Raw genomic sequence first — 18,119 nt, 5'->3', positions numbered from 1 at the left:
TTCACAATAAATCCGATATTTCATCAACCAAAACATCTGAATCATTTTCTTTCACATATCCATACTCTGTACGTAAATAACTCTCAATTCTTTGTTTTCTTACTAAAATATCTTGATGTTTTTTTAATTTTCTTAATTCTATAAGTTTCGCAAATCCTTTAGCTTCGGGATAACATAAAGAGCTTATCTTCAAACATAAATCTTTAGCTATTTGAGTAAATAGAAAAAAATCTTCAAAATTTAAATTTTCTATATTATTAGGAGCATTATTTATTCTATATTTCTTCATCAATTCACCATTACTAAAATAGCCCTTAGCTTTTAGCCATTTTTTCTCTATTTCATTTTCTGATGTAGTCTTTTTATGTGAAAAATAAACACGTAATTGATGATAATAAGCAAAGGTATCAATTAAGTATTCAGGAATAAAATCTCGATTACTAAATCTTGATTTATTGTTAAAATAACTTATTACCTGGTCCAGTTTAGTTTTATTTTTATCAAACATCCATCGGCTTTCACTTATAGAATTATATTCACTTTGCATATCGTACAAAAATTCTTCAGACAAATGATAAACCATTGCTATATTTGATAAAGTCAGTTGATTATAATAATTATTTGAAATATCATAAGAAAGCATTATGTCATATTTATTTGAAAGAGTTTTCACTAACTCATCGGGACTTTCAGAAGCCTCTATTTGACTTAATAAATTCCTAATAGCAATTTCAGATATTTCAACAGTATAATCAATTCTACCAAGATTTAAAAGTAAATCATAATAAGCCTTATATTTAAAAACCATAGATTAATCTTACTTAGATTGTTTATACCTAAAAAATCCTTTATTTCTTCAAAAGAAAAAATACTACTTCCCAGACTTCCCTCCCACTACAGCAACAATCTCACCTTTAGGTGGGTGGGTTTCAAAATGTGCCAGTACTTCCTGTGCCGTACCGCGAACGGTTTCTTCGTGTAGTTTACTCAACTCACGCGATACCGAAACAGGGCGGTCTTCGCCAAAGTACTGTACAAACTCGCCCAGTGTTTTTACCAGTTTGTGTGGCGACACATAAAATACCATAGTGCGGGGTTCTTCGGCAAGGGCAAGAAAACGGGTTTGTCGCCCTTTTTTATCGGGCAGGAACCCCTCAAAAACAAATTTATCGTTAGGCAGTCCGCTGTTTACCAATGCGGGTACAAAAGCCGTTGCACCCGGCAGGCACTCCACAGCAATACCGTTCTCTACACAGGCGCGGGTAAGCAAAAAACCGGGGTCGGATATGGCAGGCGTTCCCGCATCCGATATTAACGCTATGGTTTCGCCCACTTGTAACCGTTTTACGATATTTTCTACCGTTTTATGCTCGTTGTGCATGTGGTGGCTCTGCATGTGCGTGCCTATCTCATAATGTTTCATGAGTTTACCGCTCGTGCGGGTATCTTCCGCCAGTATCAGGTCGGCTTCCTTAAGCACCCGTATGGCGCGAAAAGTCATATCCTCAAGGTTGCCTATCGGCGTGGGAACGATGTACAGTTTACCCATTAATCAAATTTTTTGGCTACCAGCTCCATAAAACGCTCCTCATATTCCTCCTTGCCTTTCCATTGGTTATAATCAGGTTTTACGAGGTCTTCTATAAAGTTACGGGCATCGTTGAATTTATCAAATGTATTGAGTTGCGACAGCACACGGTTAAGGTCTTCGCCACTACCGTCAAACAGGTGTTTTTCAAAAGCAATACGGTCGTTAAGCCCTATGTTTATGCTTTTTCCCAGCGTATCGTTCAGCGAGCGGGATACTTTGGCGGTTTCGGTTGCCGGGGCAGCAGGCTGCGGGGGTGCAACAGGCATTTCAGGCTCAGCCTTTTTAGGTTCCCAGTTGCGCCAGTCGTCCTCTGCGGCTTTTATTTCTTGGGGTGCAGGTGCATCGGTATCTTTTTTTACAAATTCCGGCTCTACATAATTATGGAAATCTTCAAACGAAATTTCTTTTTGTTTAACAGGCACTGAAGGCGTTTCTTTCTTTTCCAAGGCAAGGTCATGCTTAAAAACGGGCTCATCTACCGGATTTATATCGGCTTCTTCCTCATTTTCCTGTGGTACTGCAACGCTTTCCTCAGTGGCTTGCGGCTCAGGCTCGGCAATAGGCTCTTCTTTCTTTTCTTCGGTTGTTTCGGCTTCGGCTACAGCCTCTTCGGTCGAAACTTCGTTTATCGGCTCAGGCTGTACTTCGTCAGCTACCTTAGCATCTTGTGTTGGTATTGCCTCCTCCTCTGCTACAGGCTTGGTTTCTTCCAAAGCGGGCGTATTGTATATTTCTTCCAGCTTTTCTTCTGCCATGGCATAGCCTATGGTAGGCTTTACATCTCCAAAGTTATCTTCTACAAATTTTAGTACCGACAGTTTTTCGTACAGCTTTAAGGTTTCCTGCTGTAACTGGTCGAGTTCTGCCCTGTTCTTCAATTTTAATATCCTGTGAGCTATACTAATTAATTCGGCCTCTAACTTTTTCTTCATAACTTTTAGAATTAAACGGAGTCGCGCAATAGTTTTTTAATAAATTTGTTTCTGTACAAAGTAACAGAAAATGTTTCTGTTTTACTGCCTGAAAAATACAAAATGTTTCTCGAAAATACAGTAAATCATAAAGAGCAATTTGGGTGGATTGAGGTAATATGCGGCTCGATGTTTTCGGGTAAAACCGAAGAGTTGATACGACGGCTGAAAAGGGCACAATTTGCCCGCCAAAAGGTCGAAATATTTAAGCCCGCCATAGACACCCGGTACCACGAAGACAGGGTAGTGTCGCACGATGCTAACGAAATTCGCTCTACGCCCGTTCCTGCCGCTGCCAACATTCGCATACTGGCACAGGGGTGCGATGTTATTGGTATAGACGAAGCTCAGTTTTTTGACGATGAGATTATAGCGGTGTGCAATGACCTTGCCAATAGCGGTATTCGCGTTATTGTGGCAGGGCTGGATATGGATTTTAAAGGAAATCCCTTTGGCCCTATGCCGGCGCTTATGGCTACTGCCGAATATGTAACCAAAGTGCATGCCGTATGTACCCGAACAGGCAACCTTGCCAATTACAGCTTTAGAAAAGGGAGTAGTGATAACTTAGTACTTTTGGGCGAAACGGAAGAATATGAACCCCTGAGCCGGGCAGCTTATTACAAAGCCATGCGCGAAGCGCAATCTAAAGAAAAGGATAAAAAACAAGAACCGAAGCCTAAAGAAGACAATCAGAGAAATGACACATAATGCCCGATAAGCATATCGTCAACAAGCATGGCTTCGCCTTCATATACCAGTTTTTCATCCATAAACCATGACAACCTGTACTTTGTATTTCTGTTTTCGGCATGCTCTATAAAAGACACCACCAGTATTGCTGAGTAGCGTTTGTCCGCTATATACCATTGGGAACTGTATTTACCCAAAAAAGGAGCATCTCCCGCTTCTATCAGTTCACAACTTTCTGAGGATACTGTAAATAGTATATTGTTGGTAAACTCGCCCAGCAGTTTATCGCTCGCTACTTTTTTAAGGTAAAAAGAACCTATGATATCAGGCATAACTGTAACATTTAATGTGCTAATACAAATGTATATATTTACTTACAACAGCATTTAACGTAAGTATTAAATTTTTAAACGGAGTAAATCATTAATTTTACCGTTATAAAAAAATAAAACCTTGAGCCTAAAAATACAGGATATAACTTTGGCTATACAGGCGCGCTTTGAGGGTGCACAACCACAGGAAGTTATAGACAATGTTTCGATAGACAGCCGTTCGCTGCAAAACAACGCAGGCACGCTTTTTTTTGCCTTGCAGGGTCAAAACCGCGACGGGCACAGCTACATTCCCGAACTTATTAATAAAGGGGTTGTTAACTTTGTAGTAACCCATATTCCTGATACGGTTGTGGGAAAAGCCAACTTTATCATCGTAAATGACACACTGCAAGCCTTACAGGATTTTGCCATATACTACAGGCAGCAATTTCAGTTTCCTGTAATAGGCGTAACGGGCAGTAACGGTAAAACCATTGTAAAAGAATGGCTCAACTACCTGCTGAGTCCCGAATATAACATCATCCGAAGCCCCAAGAGCTACAACTCGCAGGTGGGTGTGCCGTTATCCATCATCGGGATTAACAAAAAACACAATCTCGGCATTTTTGAAGCGGGTATATCGCTGCCCGGCGAAATGGAAAAGCTGGAACACATTATCCGTCCTGATATAGGGATACTTACTAATATAGGCTCGGCACACGATGAGGGTTTTTCATCAAGAGAAGAAAAGATACAGGAAAAACTAAAGCTGTTCCGTAACGTAAAGCTATTGATAGTACAGAAGAATGAAGCGATAGAAAAGCTGCTTTCGCCTGATATAAAAACCTTTACCTGGAGTTTTGACACCACAGGCGACGTGATTGTAAACAAACATAAACATCAGGAAAAAGCAGGCATAACCTCTTTAGGAATAATTTACCGTGATTATATTTTTTCTTTAGCAATCCCTTTTACCGATGATATTGCGATAGAAAACGCCATTAACTGCCTGATGGTTATGCTGCATTTAGAGTATCCGCAGGAAACAATAATTTCGCGCCTTGCCGGGCTTTACCCTGTTGAATTGCGCCTACAGGTAAAAGACGGTATTAATGGCTGTACTATTATAGACGACAGTTACAGTGCCGACTACCAGTCGCTGAAAATTGCGCTCGATTTCCTTGAACAGCAAAAAACACATAAAAAGAAAACCATTATCCTGTCGGATGTTTTCCAGAGCGGGTTTACCACCAAGCAGTTATACAGCAAGGTAAACGACTTGCTCACGGCTCATAACATCAGTAAAGTTATAGGCATAGGCGAAACCATAACGGGGCAACTTGCCGACCGTGCTAACTTTTACCCTTACAAAACTACGCAGGAGTTTTTGGCACAATACAACAGTAATGCTTTTGAAGACGAAACGATACTGGTAAAAGGCGGGCGCAGTTTCCGTTTTGAAGAAATTGTGGTTTTGCTCGAAGAAAAAACCCACGAAACAGTTTTGGAAATCAACCTCAACGCCATAGTACACAACCTCAACTTTTACCGGGCAAGGCTAAAGCCCGAAACCAAAATCATGGTTATGGTAAAAGCCTTTGGCTATGGTAGTGGCAGTTATGAAATAGCCAAAACGCTGTCGCACCATAAAGTAGATTATTTGGGTGTGGCTTTTGCCGATGAGGGCGTTGCCCTGCGCAATGCAGGCATTACCACCCCCATTATAGTGATGAACCCCGAAAGCAGTACTTTCAGTGCTATGATTGCTTATAATTTAGAGCCCGAAATGTATTCGGTAAGAGAGTTACAGGCTTTTATCGCTTTAGCCAAACAAAAAAACCTATCGAACTACCCGATACACATAAAACTCGATACGGGCATGCACCGACTGGGTTTTGAAGAGCATCAGCTTGATGAATTAACAGCACTGTTGCGCAACAATAACTTCGTTTCGGTACAAAGCATATTTTCGCACCTATCGGCAAGTGACGATTTACAGTTCCGCGATTTTACCATGCAGCAGATAGCCCTGTTCGAAAAATGGTCGGCTCGCCTTATGGATGCCTTACCTATACACCCCATACGGCACATCCTTAATACATCGGGCATATACAACTACCCCCATGCGCAGTACAACATGGTGCGCCTTGGCATAGGGCTGTATGGCGTGGGCAACGACCCCGAAGAGATGAAACAACTGCAAAATGTAGGCACGTTAAAAACCGTTATCTTACAAATAAAGGAAATAGAATCCGGCGAAAGCGTGGGCTACAGCCGTAAGTTTATGGCAACCCACCCCACCCGTACTGCTACGCTGCCAATAGGCTATGCCGACGGCATACCGCGCGCTTGGGGTAATGGTAAAGGTTATGTTTCGATAAACAATCAAAAAGCCCCGATAATAGGCAATATTTGTATGGATATGCTTATGGTAGATATTACCCGCATCCGTTGTAAAGAAGGAGATACTGCCATTGTTTTTGGCAAAGACCCCTCGGTAGTGGCAATAGCCAAAGCCATGAATACTATTGCCTATGAAATTTTAACCGGTATTTCTCATAGGGTAAAAAGGATTTTTTATAAAGAATAGTTTTAATTTTAGTAAATTAGCTCAAAGGGAAAAAATAAACCCTGTTTAAACCAAAACAACTAACTAAAATTTTAGCGTATGGGATTTTTTAAAGACTTTAAGGCTTTTCTTTTAAAAGGTGATATTGTAACCTTAGGAACGGCTGTAATTATAGCTACTGCTTTTGGCAGTATTGTAAAATCGTTTACTGATGATATTTTAATGCCGCCTATAGGCATGGCATTGGGCGGAGTAGATTTTACCGAACTGAAATATGTTATTAAAGAAGGTCAACCCGAAAGCATAGTTAATGGTGAAACCATTGCTGCCGTAGAGGCTGTTACTGTCAACTACGGTAACTTTATACAAGTAGTGCTTAACTTTATTATCATTGGTTTCTTTATTTTCATGGTACTAAAAGCCTATGAAAGAACCAAGAAAAAAGAAGTTGCCGCACCTGCTGCACCACCCGCGCCAAGTGCAGAAGAAAAACTGCTTACCGAAATTCGCGATTTACTGAAAAGTAAACCCTAAAAATAAAGTGTCCGCTACACTATATATTCTAAACCTTTGTATAACTTAAACCGCCCGCAACAGGGCGGTTTTTCTTTACTAATCTCACAAACAATAACATTATTGTGAATTTGTGAAAATTAGTGTCTTTCGTGGCAAAATACACCTCGAGCAGTTGCATGGCAAAACTAATTTCTGCTTACTTTTGCACTCTGAATATAAACCTTTTTATTTATGAAAATTGCTGTTGTGGGCGCTACCGGAATGGTAGGCGAAGTAATGCTTAAAGTATTGGCAGAAAGAAATTTCCCGGTAACCGAATTGATACCCGTTGCCTCCGAAAAATCGGTGGGTAAGGAAATCGAATTTAAAGGAAATAAGTACAAGGTGGTAAACCTTGCCACAGCCGTAAGCATGAAACCGCAAATAGCACTGTTTTCGGCAGGGGGCGATACCTCAAAAGAGTGGGCACCCAAGTTTGCCAAAGCAGGCACAACGGTTATAGACAACTCCAGCGCATGGCGTATGGATGCCGATAAAAAACTGATTATCCCTGAAATTAACGCAAGCGAATTAACCAAAGATGATAAAATTATAGCCAACCCCAACTGCTCTACCATACAAATGCTGATGGCGTTAGCACCATTGCATAAAAAATATACCGTAAAAAGAGTGGTGGTCTCTACCTACCAGTCCATTACAGGAACGGGAGTAAAAGCCGTACAGCAGTTGGAAAACGAATATGCGGGTGTGCAGGGCGAAATGGCGTACCACTACCCCATTCACCGTAACGCGATACCGCAATGCGATGTGTTTGAAGACAACGGCTACACGAAAGAAGAAATGAAACTGGTGCGCGAAACCAAAAAAATATTGCGTGACGATACCGTAAACGTTTCGGCTACGGCAATACGCATACCTGTGGTGGGTGGGCATAGCGAAGCCGTTAATATAGAGTTTGCTAACGACTTTGATATTAACGAGGTACGCCGTATACTGCACGAAACACCGGGCGTAACGGTACAGGATAACACCGACACCAAAACCTACCCCATGCCGATATATGCCGAAGGGAAAGATGATGTTTTTGTAGGGCGCATTCGCCGTGACGAAAGCCAGCCCAATACCCTGAATATGTGGATTGTTGCCGATAACCTGCGCAAAGGGGCTGCTACCAATACCATACAAATTGCGGAGTATTTGGTGGCGAACGGACTGGTATAAAAGAATTTAATTTATATTTATTCTCTCTGTAAAAATCAATTATAGATATCGGGTGTATCCATAGCTATATATACAATTTTAAAATTTTTCGGAATTAAACTTTTATCTTCTGAAAATTTTTTAATCTCTTTTTTTGTGGATTTACCCAATTGAGGAGAGATTAAAAAAATTATTAATTTTTCAGATGAGTCTAATAGTTGATTCTCAATGTTAATAAATTTATATGAAAAAAAATTCGTGCCGACAGTTTGAGTGTTTTCACCAATAGATCTAATACTGTTTAAAACTCTTCCCGAACAAGAATTATTTTCGTTTAGAAAGGAATCAAATATTTTCTCTTTACTATTTAAAGTTATTCCATAAAAATAATCAACATCCTGACTTCCTATGTAGGACAAAAAATTATAATATTCATTCTCAATTGGAAAATAAATATTTTCCTCGGGTAAATTATAGTTTTTATTAAAATATTCTACATATTCATTTTTACTTTTAAACGTTTGATATTGATTTGTAGCTTCAAGCTTACTATATATTGATTTACATGAAGATAGAGAAGCAAAAACTAATATAAAAAATGCTTTTTTCATAAAAAAAACCGGAGATTTCTCTCCGGCATGTATTTAGGTTAATAAATATCTGCAACAATTTTAAAATTATATTCCAGACGAGTAATCTGATATTCTCCAGCCTTAACTGTAATATCTTCGGAAATCTCCCAATCCTCCTCAACAGCAAAAACATCAAAATCTTCTGTTTCAAATCCCTCTGCATTTTCAATTTCTTTAGATATATAAAAATCAATTAATTTATTTTCAATATCTGGTACAGCTACGACTTGAGCAGATTTAGCCTGCCAATCCATATCCAGAGGTGCTTCGGCAACTAAAACAGGGAATCTCTCATCACTCATATCCCAACACTCAATTAACCACATACCATCTGAGCAAACTGAAAATCCACGCATACAATCTGTAGATGGTCGATGTAACCTAATATAATTAAATTTATGAACTAAAACTCCTGATGTTCCAGGAGGGCACGGACCATTCTTCATCTGATAATTATCATCGGCTATAGCTATTTGCTCTACAACTTCAGAGTTATCCTCATTTGAACAAGAAAATAACACAAATGATAAGAAAAATAAATAAAATAGTTTTTTCATTTTAAAAAAATTTAAGATTAATAATTAATTTAATTGGATATCCAATTCAAAAAAACGAAAAAAAATCTAATTATGCTATTATATAAAAATTTTAACATTTATTTTTTATTCGCAACACAGTTGCATTTAAACAAATTCTTTGCTTAGCTTTGCAGCCATGAAAAGAAAGTTTGCTTTATTTAACTTAGCATTAATGGCAGTTGTGTTGCTCACAACCGCCTATCAGTCTTTTCATGCCTTTAGTCACGAGCATAGCGCAATACACCCCGCGCACAGCCACGAACTGAAAAAATCAGCAAAACAGTTTAGTGCTATCGACTTGGAACACGAGCATGAAGACGATTGTTCGGTTTGCGATTTCCATTTCGACTTTTTTGTGGCACCGCCGCAGTTTTGCCTCCGTTTAGACTTTCCGTTTAAACCCATCCCTTACCGCTGCAACAGTGTAGAAGGCTTTGCTTCTTTCACCGGTAGCCTTTTTGCGCTACGCGCCCCGCCCGCATTGGTATAAAAACTCAGCGACATCCCGCTGATTCCTTTTCCCAAACAGGAAAAGAGTACACGTTTTTATAGCAACTTTATACCAAATACATGAAGTTTTACCATCTGCTTCTGCCGTTATTCATGGTAGTAAGCTGGAGCACACAGGCACAATATACCCTTAGCGGTACGGTGCAAACTCCTAAAAACACTCCCCTATCCGGGGCACACATACACAGCAACGCATTACACGCCATCAGCGCACCCGACGGGTATTATGAACTGCATACTATACCCGCAGGCAGGCAGCGTGTGGTTATATCCTATATTGGGTACAAAACCCTCGATACGGTTATTGATTTTCGCGATAACAAAGTACTGGATGTTACCCTGAAACCCCATACCGAGCAGTTACAGGAAGTAGTGCTTACCGAAAACAACGCAGTATCGCAAAACACCATACAGGAAAACCGCTTGAGAACGGAAACCATAGAAAAATATAGCAGTGCGACACTGGGGGATGCCTTAAAGGAACTACCCGGAGTATATGCCCTGAAAACAGGTACTACCATTGTAAAACCTGTCATCAACGGATTGCACAGCAGCCGTGTGCCTGTAATAAGCAACAACGTACGGCTGGAAGACCAACAATGGGGCATAGAACACGCCCCTAACCTCGATATCAATTCCGCAGGACGGATATCAGTCGTAAAAGGAGCGAATGCCCTGCAATACGGTGGCGATGCCGTTGGCGGGCTCATTTTGGTAAAACCAATAGAAGTTTTAAAAGATACTTTGTTCGGTAGAAGCATCCTTAGCATGAACAGCAACGGGCGTGGCGGAAACCTTGCCACCAGCCTGCACAAAGGCAACGAAAAAGGCTGGGCGTGGAATGCGGGCAGTTCGTTTAAATATATGGGCGACCGCGAAGCCCCTGATTATGTAATTTCTAATACGGGCAATCGCGAAGCTAATTTTTCGGGCGATGTAAAGTATATGGGTAACGATTATGACGTAAGCGGATTTTACAGCTTTTACAGTGCCGATATTGGCATTGCCAAAGCAACACACATAGGCAACACCGCCGATTTGGTTAACGCCATCAATAACCAACAGCCCGCCGTTATTGAGCCCTTTACCTACACCATTGATAACCCCAAACAAGAAATGCAGCACCATTTAGCAAAACTGGACTATAATAAAAAACTAAGTAACGATGCTTCGCTGAATTTGCAATATGCTTTTCAGTTGAACCGCCGTAAAGAGTTCGACCTGCGCAGAGGAGAGTATAAAGATGTTCCCGCTCTCGACCTTACTTTAGTTACCCATTCGGCACAAGCCAACTGGAAAAAATATTTAGGCGATGTTACGTTACAATCAGGCGTTAGTTTCTCGCTTCAGGATAATGATGCCAGCCCCGATACCGGCGTATCACCCCTCATCCCCAATTATACCAAAACGGATGTCGGGGCGTATGGCATTGTTTCCTATCGCCTTTCTGATAAATTAAGTGGTGAAGCAGGCTTGCGTTACGATTTTTCGAATATGTCGGCAAGCAAATACTATCAAAAATCCCGTTGGACAAATTTAGGGTACGATGGTGTATATGATAACTTTATTAAGGGCGAACAAGGCTCGCAATGGCTTACCCAACCCGAGTTTACTTTCCATAACATCTCAGCGAGTTTGGGCATACGCTACGGCATTACCAATAACACCGAACTGGTAGGTAATGCAGGACTGGCAATGCGTAACCCCAACCCTTCGGAATTGTTTAGTGACGGGTTGCATCACTCTAACGGAACAATAGAACTGGGCGATTTGGGTTTGGATAAAGAAACGGCAGTAAAAGTATCGGCTACGCTATTGCACAACGGTAAAAACTTTAGTTTGGAAGCAACACCGTTCCTCAACAGTATTGCCAATTTTATGTACCTGCAACCTACAGGTACAGAGGTTACCATACGCGGGGCTTTCCCTGTGTATAATTACAGGCAGGCAAATGCACTGCTGGCAGGTTTCGATTTCAGCACCAAATGGCAACCCGTAAACGGATTGGAGCATAACCTCACTTTTTCGTACGTACACGGCACCAATACCGATACTGATGAACCTTTGATTGATATGCCACCGCTAAACATCAACAATACGATACGCTACACCTGGGCAGACTGGCACAACCTGTTTGTAGAACTGCGCAGCGAAGCAGTATTTACACAAAACCGTTACCCCAACTATAATTTTTATACCGATGTTCCGCAAGACAATCAGTTAGTTTCCAATTTGGTAGATGTAAGCACACCGCCAAAAGGGTATCACCTGTTGCATTTTGGTTCGGGTATGCACTTTGATTTCGGGAAAACATCAACCCATATTAACCTGTCGGTATATAATATTTTCAATACCTCCTACAGGGATTACCTCAACCGCCAACGCCTTTATACTGACGAGGCGGGCAGAAATATACAATTACAAATAAAGTTCAATTATTAATTAAATACCTATTTTAAAATGAAACAGTTAAAATTATCAGCTTTAGCATTACTTACTTTCATCAGTTTAACTTCGTGCAGTAACGATGATGATGCTCCTTTTGTAAATGAAGAGGAAGTAATTACCACAATTACAGCCACCTTTACCCCTGTTGCCGATGGCGAAACGGTTATACTAACCTCGCGCGACCTTGACGGCGACGGGCCTGATGCGCCTGTGCTTACCGTATCGGGCGATTTTATTGCCGGGGCAAATTATACCGGAAGCGTAACTTTTTTAAATGAAACCGAAAGCCCTGCCGAAAACATTACCGAGGAGGTACAGGAAGAGGGCGATGAACACCAGATTTTTTACCAGGCTAACGGATTAGGCACATTTGCCTATACCGACCAGGATGTAAACGGCGACCCTATAGGGCTTGCTTTTACATTTGAAGCGGCAGAAACTGCCACTACAGGCAACCTAACTGTTACCCTAAGGCATGAGCCTAATAAAGATGCAGAGGGCGTGGCAAGCGGCAATATTACCAACGCAGGCGGAAGCACCGATGCTACGGCTACTTTTCAGGTAGCGGTGGTTGTACCATAAGTTTTTATAACTAATGGCTATTAAAATCCCGACCGCCCCCTGTCGGGATTTTTTATTGGTGCAGATTAATGAAGTATTCCCTATTTTTGTTACTCTAACTAACCGGAAACAGTATGAAACAAACCATAATTATAGCAACGGTTATAGCAACCGCTATCAGCATGAATGCACAAAAACTTAATTATCCTGAAACCCGAAAAGGAAATACTGTCGATACGTATTTTGGTACTGCCGTGCCCGACCCGTACCGTTGGCTGGAAGACGACCGATCAGAAGAAACGGCAGCCTGGGTAAAAGCTCAGAACGAGGTTACGTTTAACTACCTCGAACAAATACCCTTTCGCGAAAGCATCAAAAAACGTATGGAACAGCTTTGGAACTACGAAAGAGTTTCCGCTCCGTTTAAGGAAGGCGATTATACCTACTATTATAAAAACGATGGTTTACAAAACCAGTCGGTACTGTACCGTAAAGACAAAAACGGTAAGGAAGAGGTTTTCCTTGACCCTAACACCTTTTCTAAAGACGGTACAACATCATTGGGCGGTGTAAGTTTTACTAAAGACGGCAGCCTGTGTGCCTACTCCATATCCGAAGGAGGGAGCGACTGGCGCAAGGTGTTTGTAATGGATGCCAAAACCAAAAAGCTGACAGGCGAAACATTGGTTGATGTAAAATTCAGTGGTATATCGTGGCTGGGTAACGAAGGTTTTTACTATTCCAGTTATGACAAACCCGAAGGCAGTGAGCTATCGGCAAAAACCGATCAGCACAAACTGTACTATCATAAGCTGGGTACACCGCAATCTCAGGATAAAGTTATATTCGGTACAGAGCAAAAACGCAGGTATGTGGGTGGTTATGTAACCGAAGACCAAAAATACCTGGTTATCTCGGCTGCCAATTCCACTTCGGGAAATGAGTTGTACATTAAAGACCTTAGCAATGCTAACAGTAAAATAATTACTGTGGCAGACAACTTTGACAGCGACAGCAGTATTATAGACAGCGAGGGCACTACTTTATACATTTCTACCAATTACAATGCTCCTAATAATCGGGTGGTAACTGTTGATGCCAAAGCCCCGCAACAGCAAAACTGGAAAGACCTGATTGCGGAAACCGAAAATGTACTTTCAGCATCCACCGGGGCAGGTTACATTTTTGCCGAGTATATGCAGGATGCCGTTTCGGTAGTAAAACAATATGACCACAAAGGCAAGTTGGTACGCGAAGTTACCCTGCCGGGCATTGGTAGTGCAGGCGGTTTCGGCGGTAAAAAAGATGCCGATGTGTTATATTATTCGTTTACCAACTACATCAGCCCAGGTACGATATATTCTTACAACCCGAAAACGGGAAAATCGGAGCTGTACCGCAAACCAAAAGTTGATTTTAATACTGATGATTACGTTTCTAAACAGGTATTTTATACCTCGAAAGACGGTACTAAAGTACCTATGATTATTACCCACAGAAAAGATGTAAAACTAAACGGTAAAAACCCGACCATGCTGTACGGTTATGGCGGTTTCAATATAAGCCTTACGCCTGCTTTCAGCATAGCTAATGCGGTATGGATGGAAGACGGAGGCATTTATGCAGTAGCAAACCTGCGTGGCGGTGGCGAATATGGCAAGAAATGGCACGATGCGGGAACGAAACTGCAAAAACAAAACGTGTTTGACGATTTTATCGCTGCTGCGGAATACCTGATTGATAACAACTATACTTCATCTGACTACTTAGCCATAAGGGGAGGCTCTAACGGCGGTCTGCTGGTTGGTGCTGTCATGACCCAACGCCCCGACCTGATGAAAGTAGCGTTGCCTGCCGTAGGTGTGCTGGATATGCTACGCTACCATACCTTTACCGCAGGTGCAGGGTGGGCGTATGACTATGGTACTGCCGAAGACAACGCAGCAATGTTTGACTACCTGAAAAGCTATTCGCCGGTGCATAATGTAAAGAAAGGTGTGCAATATCCCGCTACGCTGATTACTACGGGCGACCATGACGACCGCGTTGTACCCGCACACAGCTTTAAGTTTGCCGCCACACTACAGGAATACCAAACGGGCAACAACCCTGTTTTGATTCGCATTGGTGTAAAAGCCGGGCATGGCGCAGGAAAATCGGTAGCGCAGACTATTGAAGAGTATTGCGACATACAGGCTTTTACATTTTATAATATGGGAGTAGCTCCTAAGAAATAGTTTACAGTTGACAGCAGCAAAAGGCTCGTTACTCCCCTTTGGGGTTGGGGGCTTAAAGTAAATACCCTATCACAATAGAGCCGTAGTGGTAGCCTGTAATAACACTATTAGAAAGTTCTTTGCCACGATAGTTTACCGAGTAGGATAAATTCCAGTTATTCCTTCCGTACTTAACGCCAAACTCGGCATTAAAACGAACAGGAATAAGCGGGAACGTTACCGGGCTGTCATCATTAAACAAGCTGCCTTGTATGGTAGCATCATAAATTTGATAGTTAATATTGGGGTTCAGGAACAAGAAAAGCTCCCTGCGCCCTTTATAACTTTCTTTATCATGGCTCACAGTGGCATTATGCAGCATTGAATTGTATATGGGCTTTAACACAAGGTTTTTGTGGAGATTAATGCGTGCCATAGCCCCAACGGATGCCCCTGTCCATACCGTACCGGCATTCAGTTCGCCCTGTAGGTGGAAATCTACTTTTTCTTTATAGGTTTCACGGAATATTTTTCGGGAATATACCATATTAGCCTGCAAGCCCAAAAGGGTTGTTATCTGGTGTTGCCACCCCCTTACGGTGGGGTAACCCAGTACTTTATGCAGTCCTTCCTGCACATCTTCGGCAAACGATTCCGGCCCTACTACCCCAACCTGAAAATTGAGTTTTAAAACACTTTCGCTTTTATAATGGGTATTAATGCCTGCTTCAGCAAAAAGGTAGCCCGCAAAAGGTCTGTCGTTTACATTTATTTCTTCCGCTCTTACGGACTGTGGATTATAAATGTATTGCCCTGCACGGAATTCGGTAATTTTTTTGGCTATTTTCTCATTCTTGGCAGTACCCAGATAACGATAAAAAAATTCGATTCCATTGGTATAATACTGGTCGTTTACCACCGAAGAATACAGGTCGTTATCCAGTATAACACCCATCTCGGCGGGTTTTTGTGCCCATACCGGTGCGGTGCATAATACTGCGATGATAATGTGTTTTAAACTCCACATCAATAATCCAGTTTTACATAGCGCATGTGGCTCACAATACGTCCTTTGCGCCTGTTGATATAAGCAGATGAGTTTGTTGCTTTGTATTTCAGCGGGTTGGGCAGTATCGCCGCTATACCTGCCGCTTCATAGCGGGTAAGGTTTTTAGCATCTTTCCTGTACCAGTATTTGGCTGCTCCCTGCGCGCCATATATCCCGTCGCCCATTTCTATACTGTTCAGGTAAACTTCCATAATGCGTTCCTTGCTCCAAAGCAATTCAATCAGCACGGTAAAGTATGCCTCAAGCCCTTTGCGCAGGTAACTCCTGCCCTGCCACAGGAAAACGTTTTTGGCGGTTTGCTGCGATATGGTGCTGCCGCCTTTTATTTTTTTACCTTTTTTATTGTTTTTATAGGCTTTGTACATCGCATCGAAATCAAAACCATGGTGGGTTAAAAAATTACTGTCTTCGCTGGCAATAACGGCTTTTTGCAATTCGGGCGATATTTCTTCAATCGGCACCCAGTCGTGGTTTGCCGTCATTTCTTCACCGCGTTCGCGTTGCTCTAACGCACGGGATACCATGAGTGGGGTAAACGGAACGGGTACAAACCGGAACAGTACTACCGAAAGCACGGATATAACGATAAACCAAAGGAATATTTTAAAGAAAAAGCGGAAAATCTTTCGCAGCATAGCAGACTGAAATTACAGACAACGAAAATACAAATAAGTTGGAAACTTAATACTATTTTCTTTTTTGTTAAGTTCAATTTACAGAACGCCCCTTAATTAATTATTTTTGGGCAAAACGCGTAACCAATGAAAAAAATACTGCTTTTACTTCTGTCAGTTCTTGTTATATGCTGTCAAAAAAAAGACGATTCAATTAAAAACGATTTAGGACTTAAAACATACTCCAAAGAACAGTTAACAGAAGATTTTGACCTGTTAACCAACAGCCTAAAAGAAGCACATACGGGCTTATACTGGTATAGTACCGAACAGCAGTTTGACAGTATAGTAAAAGCACAGCGAAACAAAATTACAGACTCATTAAACAGTCTTGAGTTTTATAACATAACTGCTCCTTTAGTTGCTTTTGCCAAAGAAGACCATTGTGACATCTATTTAGATGAAACGGCTAAAAAAGCACTTTTAAAAAATGGGAAGTTCCTACCACTCAGCGTTATTACGCTACAGGATAAAGTATATGTACTTAACAACCCCGCGCCTGATATTGACATAAAAGGTTATCAACTGCTTGCAATAAACAACAAACCGATAAAGGATATATACACCTCCATTTATAACACCTTTGCTGCCGATGGTTTTGTAAAAAGCTCTAAATACCGATACTTAGACGGGAGAAAATTTGCCATTGAATATGCTAAAACAATTGCACGTCCTGATACTTTTGAAATTACAGTACTAAACCCCGAAACAAATAAGGAAAAAACGTATGAAATAACAGCAGTAGATATTATTACTTTAGTACGTATTAATAAGGCGTTATATAAAGAAGGCGTTTTTAAAAGTGTTGAAGTACCTGCCAAATTAGATATTACAGATAACAGCACTGCCGTACTGACAATTAATACGTTCAGCAATGATGATTATGAGGAAGAAGGTATGAATTTTAAAACATTCATTGAAAATAGTTTCAGCAGATTAAAAACACTGAATATTAAAAACCTTATAATAGATCTTAGAGAAAACGGCGGAGGCACAGAGGGCAACGAAGATTATATATTTTCGTACTTAACCAACAAACCCTACAACAAGTATAAATATGTACAGGCATCCGCTTTTAGCTACTCCTTTTATAAATACTCTGATTATGATGCAGAAGACATAGAAGAGTTAGAAACAGATCTTAAAAAAGAACACTATTTGGCTGACGACGGGAGAATTTTGCGAAAAGCCGATGTAAATATCCCAACTGCAATACAGCCAGATCCGTTTACGGGTAATGTATATCTGCTTACCAGCGGGTGGACCTATTCGGGAGGTGCCGAATTTTGCAGTTTGATGAAAGAACATACCAATGCTGTATTTGTGGGAGAAGAAACAGGCGGTGGCTTTTTGGGCAACACAAGCGGTTACAGCATTGAACTTACACTGCCTAATACCGGAATAGCTGTCGATTTACCTTTGCTTAAATTTGTGCTGGATGTATCTGAAAATAAAGTGCCTTACGGGAGAGGTGTTATACCCGACCACAAAATACAACCTACAATTAATGAGTTTTTAAAAGGGTATGATACCCCATTGGAATATACTAAAAAGCTTATCGCGAAAAGTAATTAGGC

The 18,119-nt window shown here is 41.1% G+C and carries 17 protein-coding genes; 9 read left to right on the top strand and 8 right to left on the bottom strand.

The window, feature by feature from the left end:
• Position 1 precedes the first annotated feature (1 nt).
• The 3 genes from E0W68_RS13615 to E0W68_RS13605 all read right to left on the bottom strand — a co-directional run bounded on the left by E0W68_RS13615 (position 2) and on the right by E0W68_RS13605 (position 2,523).
• Complete coding sequence (locus tag E0W68_RS13615) at positions 2-808, bottom strand: hypothetical protein (RefSeq protein WP_135219996.1); 807 nt, start codon at positions 806-808, stop codon at positions 2-4.
• Between the two features lie 63 nt (positions 809-871).
• On the bottom strand, positions 872-1,549 hold the full coding sequence (gene rsmI / locus E0W68_RS13610) for a 16S rRNA (cytidine(1402)-2'-O)-methyltransferase (protein WP_135219995.1): 678 nt from the start codon (positions 1,547-1,549) through the stop codon (positions 872-874).
• Positions 1,549-2,523 carry a hypothetical protein gene (locus E0W68_RS13605; protein WP_135219994.1) on the bottom strand — a complete coding sequence of 325 codons (975 nt, stop codon included), beginning with the start codon at positions 2,521-2,523 and terminating at the stop codon, positions 1,549-1,551. The genes rsmI and E0W68_RS13605 overlap by 1 nt, the downstream gene beginning before the upstream one ends.
• A gap of 102 nt (positions 2,524-2,625) precedes the next feature.
• Between E0W68_RS13605 and E0W68_RS13600 the strand changes: the two genes are divergently transcribed.
• Positions 2,626-3,273 carry a thymidine kinase gene (locus E0W68_RS13600; RefSeq protein WP_135219993.1) on the top strand — a complete coding sequence of 216 codons (648 nt, stop codon included), beginning with the start codon at positions 2,626-2,628 and terminating at the stop codon, positions 3,271-3,273.
• Here E0W68_RS13600 and E0W68_RS13595 read toward each other — a convergent pair.
• Complete coding sequence (locus E0W68_RS13595) at positions 3,255-3,587, bottom strand: hypothetical protein (protein ID WP_135219992.1); 333 nt, start codon at positions 3,585-3,587, stop codon at positions 3,255-3,257. The two genes, E0W68_RS13600 and E0W68_RS13595, sit on opposite strands and share 19 nt — an antisense overlap.
• 121 nt (positions 3,588-3,708) lie before the next feature.
• On the opposite strand from E0W68_RS13595, the gene E0W68_RS13590 reads away from it, so the two are divergent.
• From E0W68_RS13590 to E0W68_RS13580, 3 genes are all read left to right on the top strand, one after another.
• Positions 3,709-6,159 carry a bifunctional UDP-N-acetylmuramoyl-tripeptide:D-alanyl-D-alanine ligase/alanine racemase gene (locus E0W68_RS13590; protein WP_135219991.1) on the top strand — a complete coding sequence of 817 codons (2,451 nt, stop codon included), beginning with the start codon at positions 3,709-3,711 and terminating at the stop codon, positions 6,157-6,159.
• Positions 6,160-6,237: 78 nt separating this feature from the next.
• Entirely contained in the window at positions 6,238-6,672 is a 435-nt protein-coding gene (gene mscL / locus E0W68_RS13585) for a large-conductance mechanosensitive channel protein MscL (RefSeq protein WP_135219990.1), read from the top strand.
• Between the two features lie 213 nt (positions 6,673-6,885).
• Positions 6,886-7,875 carry an aspartate-semialdehyde dehydrogenase gene (locus tag E0W68_RS13580; RefSeq protein ID WP_135219989.1) on the top strand — a complete coding sequence of 330 codons (990 nt, stop codon included), beginning with the start codon at positions 6,886-6,888 and terminating at the stop codon, positions 7,873-7,875.
• Positions 7,876-7,910: 35 nt separating this feature from the next.
• On the opposite strand, the gene E0W68_RS13575 is transcribed toward E0W68_RS13580, so the two are convergent.
• Positions 7,911-8,465, bottom strand: coding sequence for a hypothetical protein (locus E0W68_RS13575; protein WP_135219988.1), 555 nt, complete (start codon positions 8,463-8,465; stop codon positions 7,911-7,913).
• 38 nt (positions 8,466-8,503) lie between these two features.
• A complete protein-coding gene (locus E0W68_RS13570; protein WP_135219987.1) occupies positions 8,504-9,043 on the bottom strand; it encodes a hypothetical protein in 540 nt (179 codons plus the stop codon).
• 157 nt (positions 9,044-9,200) lie between these two features.
• On the opposite strand from E0W68_RS13570, the gene E0W68_RS13565 reads away from it, so the two are divergent.
• The 4 genes from E0W68_RS13565 (at position 9,201) to E0W68_RS13550 (ending at position 14,820) form a co-directional block, all read left to right on the top strand.
• Complete coding sequence (locus tag E0W68_RS13565) at positions 9,201-9,554, top strand: hypothetical protein (protein ID WP_135219986.1); 354 nt, start codon at positions 9,201-9,203, stop codon at positions 9,552-9,554.
• Between the two features lie 80 nt (positions 9,555-9,634).
• Positions 9,635-12,016 carry a TonB-dependent receptor gene (locus tag E0W68_RS13560; protein WP_135219985.1) on the top strand — a complete coding sequence of 794 codons (2,382 nt, stop codon included), beginning with the start codon at positions 9,635-9,637 and terminating at the stop codon, positions 12,014-12,016.
• A gap of 18 nt (positions 12,017-12,034) precedes the next feature.
• Positions 12,035-12,604 (top strand): type 1 periplasmic binding fold superfamily protein, encoded by a 570-nt coding sequence (locus E0W68_RS13555; RefSeq protein WP_135219984.1) that lies wholly within the window; start codon positions 12,035-12,037, stop codon positions 12,602-12,604.
• A 113-nt stretch (positions 12,605-12,717) separates the two neighbouring features.
• On the top strand, positions 12,718-14,820 hold the full coding sequence (locus tag E0W68_RS13550; RefSeq protein WP_135219983.1) for a prolyl oligopeptidase family serine peptidase: 2,103 nt from the start codon (positions 12,718-12,720) through the stop codon (positions 14,818-14,820).
• Positions 14,821-14,872: 52 nt separating this feature from the next.
• On the opposite strand, the gene E0W68_RS13545 is transcribed toward E0W68_RS13550, so the two are convergent.
• Together E0W68_RS13545 and mtgA are read right to left on the bottom strand one after the other, a co-directional pair.
• Positions 14,873-15,826 carry a lipid A deacylase LpxR family protein gene (locus E0W68_RS13545; protein ID WP_135219982.1) on the bottom strand — a complete coding sequence of 318 codons (954 nt, stop codon included), beginning with the start codon at positions 15,824-15,826 and terminating at the stop codon, positions 14,873-14,875.
• Positions 15,826-16,503 (bottom strand): monofunctional biosynthetic peptidoglycan transglycosylase, encoded by a 678-nt coding sequence (gene mtgA / locus E0W68_RS13540; RefSeq protein ID WP_135219981.1) that lies wholly within the window; start codon positions 16,501-16,503, stop codon positions 15,826-15,828. The genes E0W68_RS13545 and mtgA overlap by 1 nt, the downstream gene beginning before the upstream one ends.
• A 126-nt stretch (positions 16,504-16,629) precedes the next feature.
• Between mtgA and E0W68_RS13535 the strand changes: the two genes are divergently transcribed.
• Positions 16,630-18,117 carry a S41 family peptidase gene (locus E0W68_RS13535; RefSeq protein WP_135219980.1) on the top strand — a complete coding sequence of 496 codons (1,488 nt, stop codon included), beginning with the start codon at positions 16,630-16,632 and terminating at the stop codon, positions 18,115-18,117.
• The last annotated feature ends 2 nt before the right edge of the window (positions 18,118-18,119 follow it).

Origin of the sequence: Flavobacterium salilacus subsp. salilacus, assembly GCF_004634195.1 — a bacterium.
Taxonomy (GTDB): domain Bacteria; phylum Bacteroidota; class Bacteroidia; order Flavobacteriales; family Flavobacteriaceae; genus Flavobacterium; species Flavobacterium salilacus.
The sequence above is the reverse complement of the archived record's forward strand: the minus strand, read 5'-3'. Positions and strand labels throughout refer to the sequence as shown.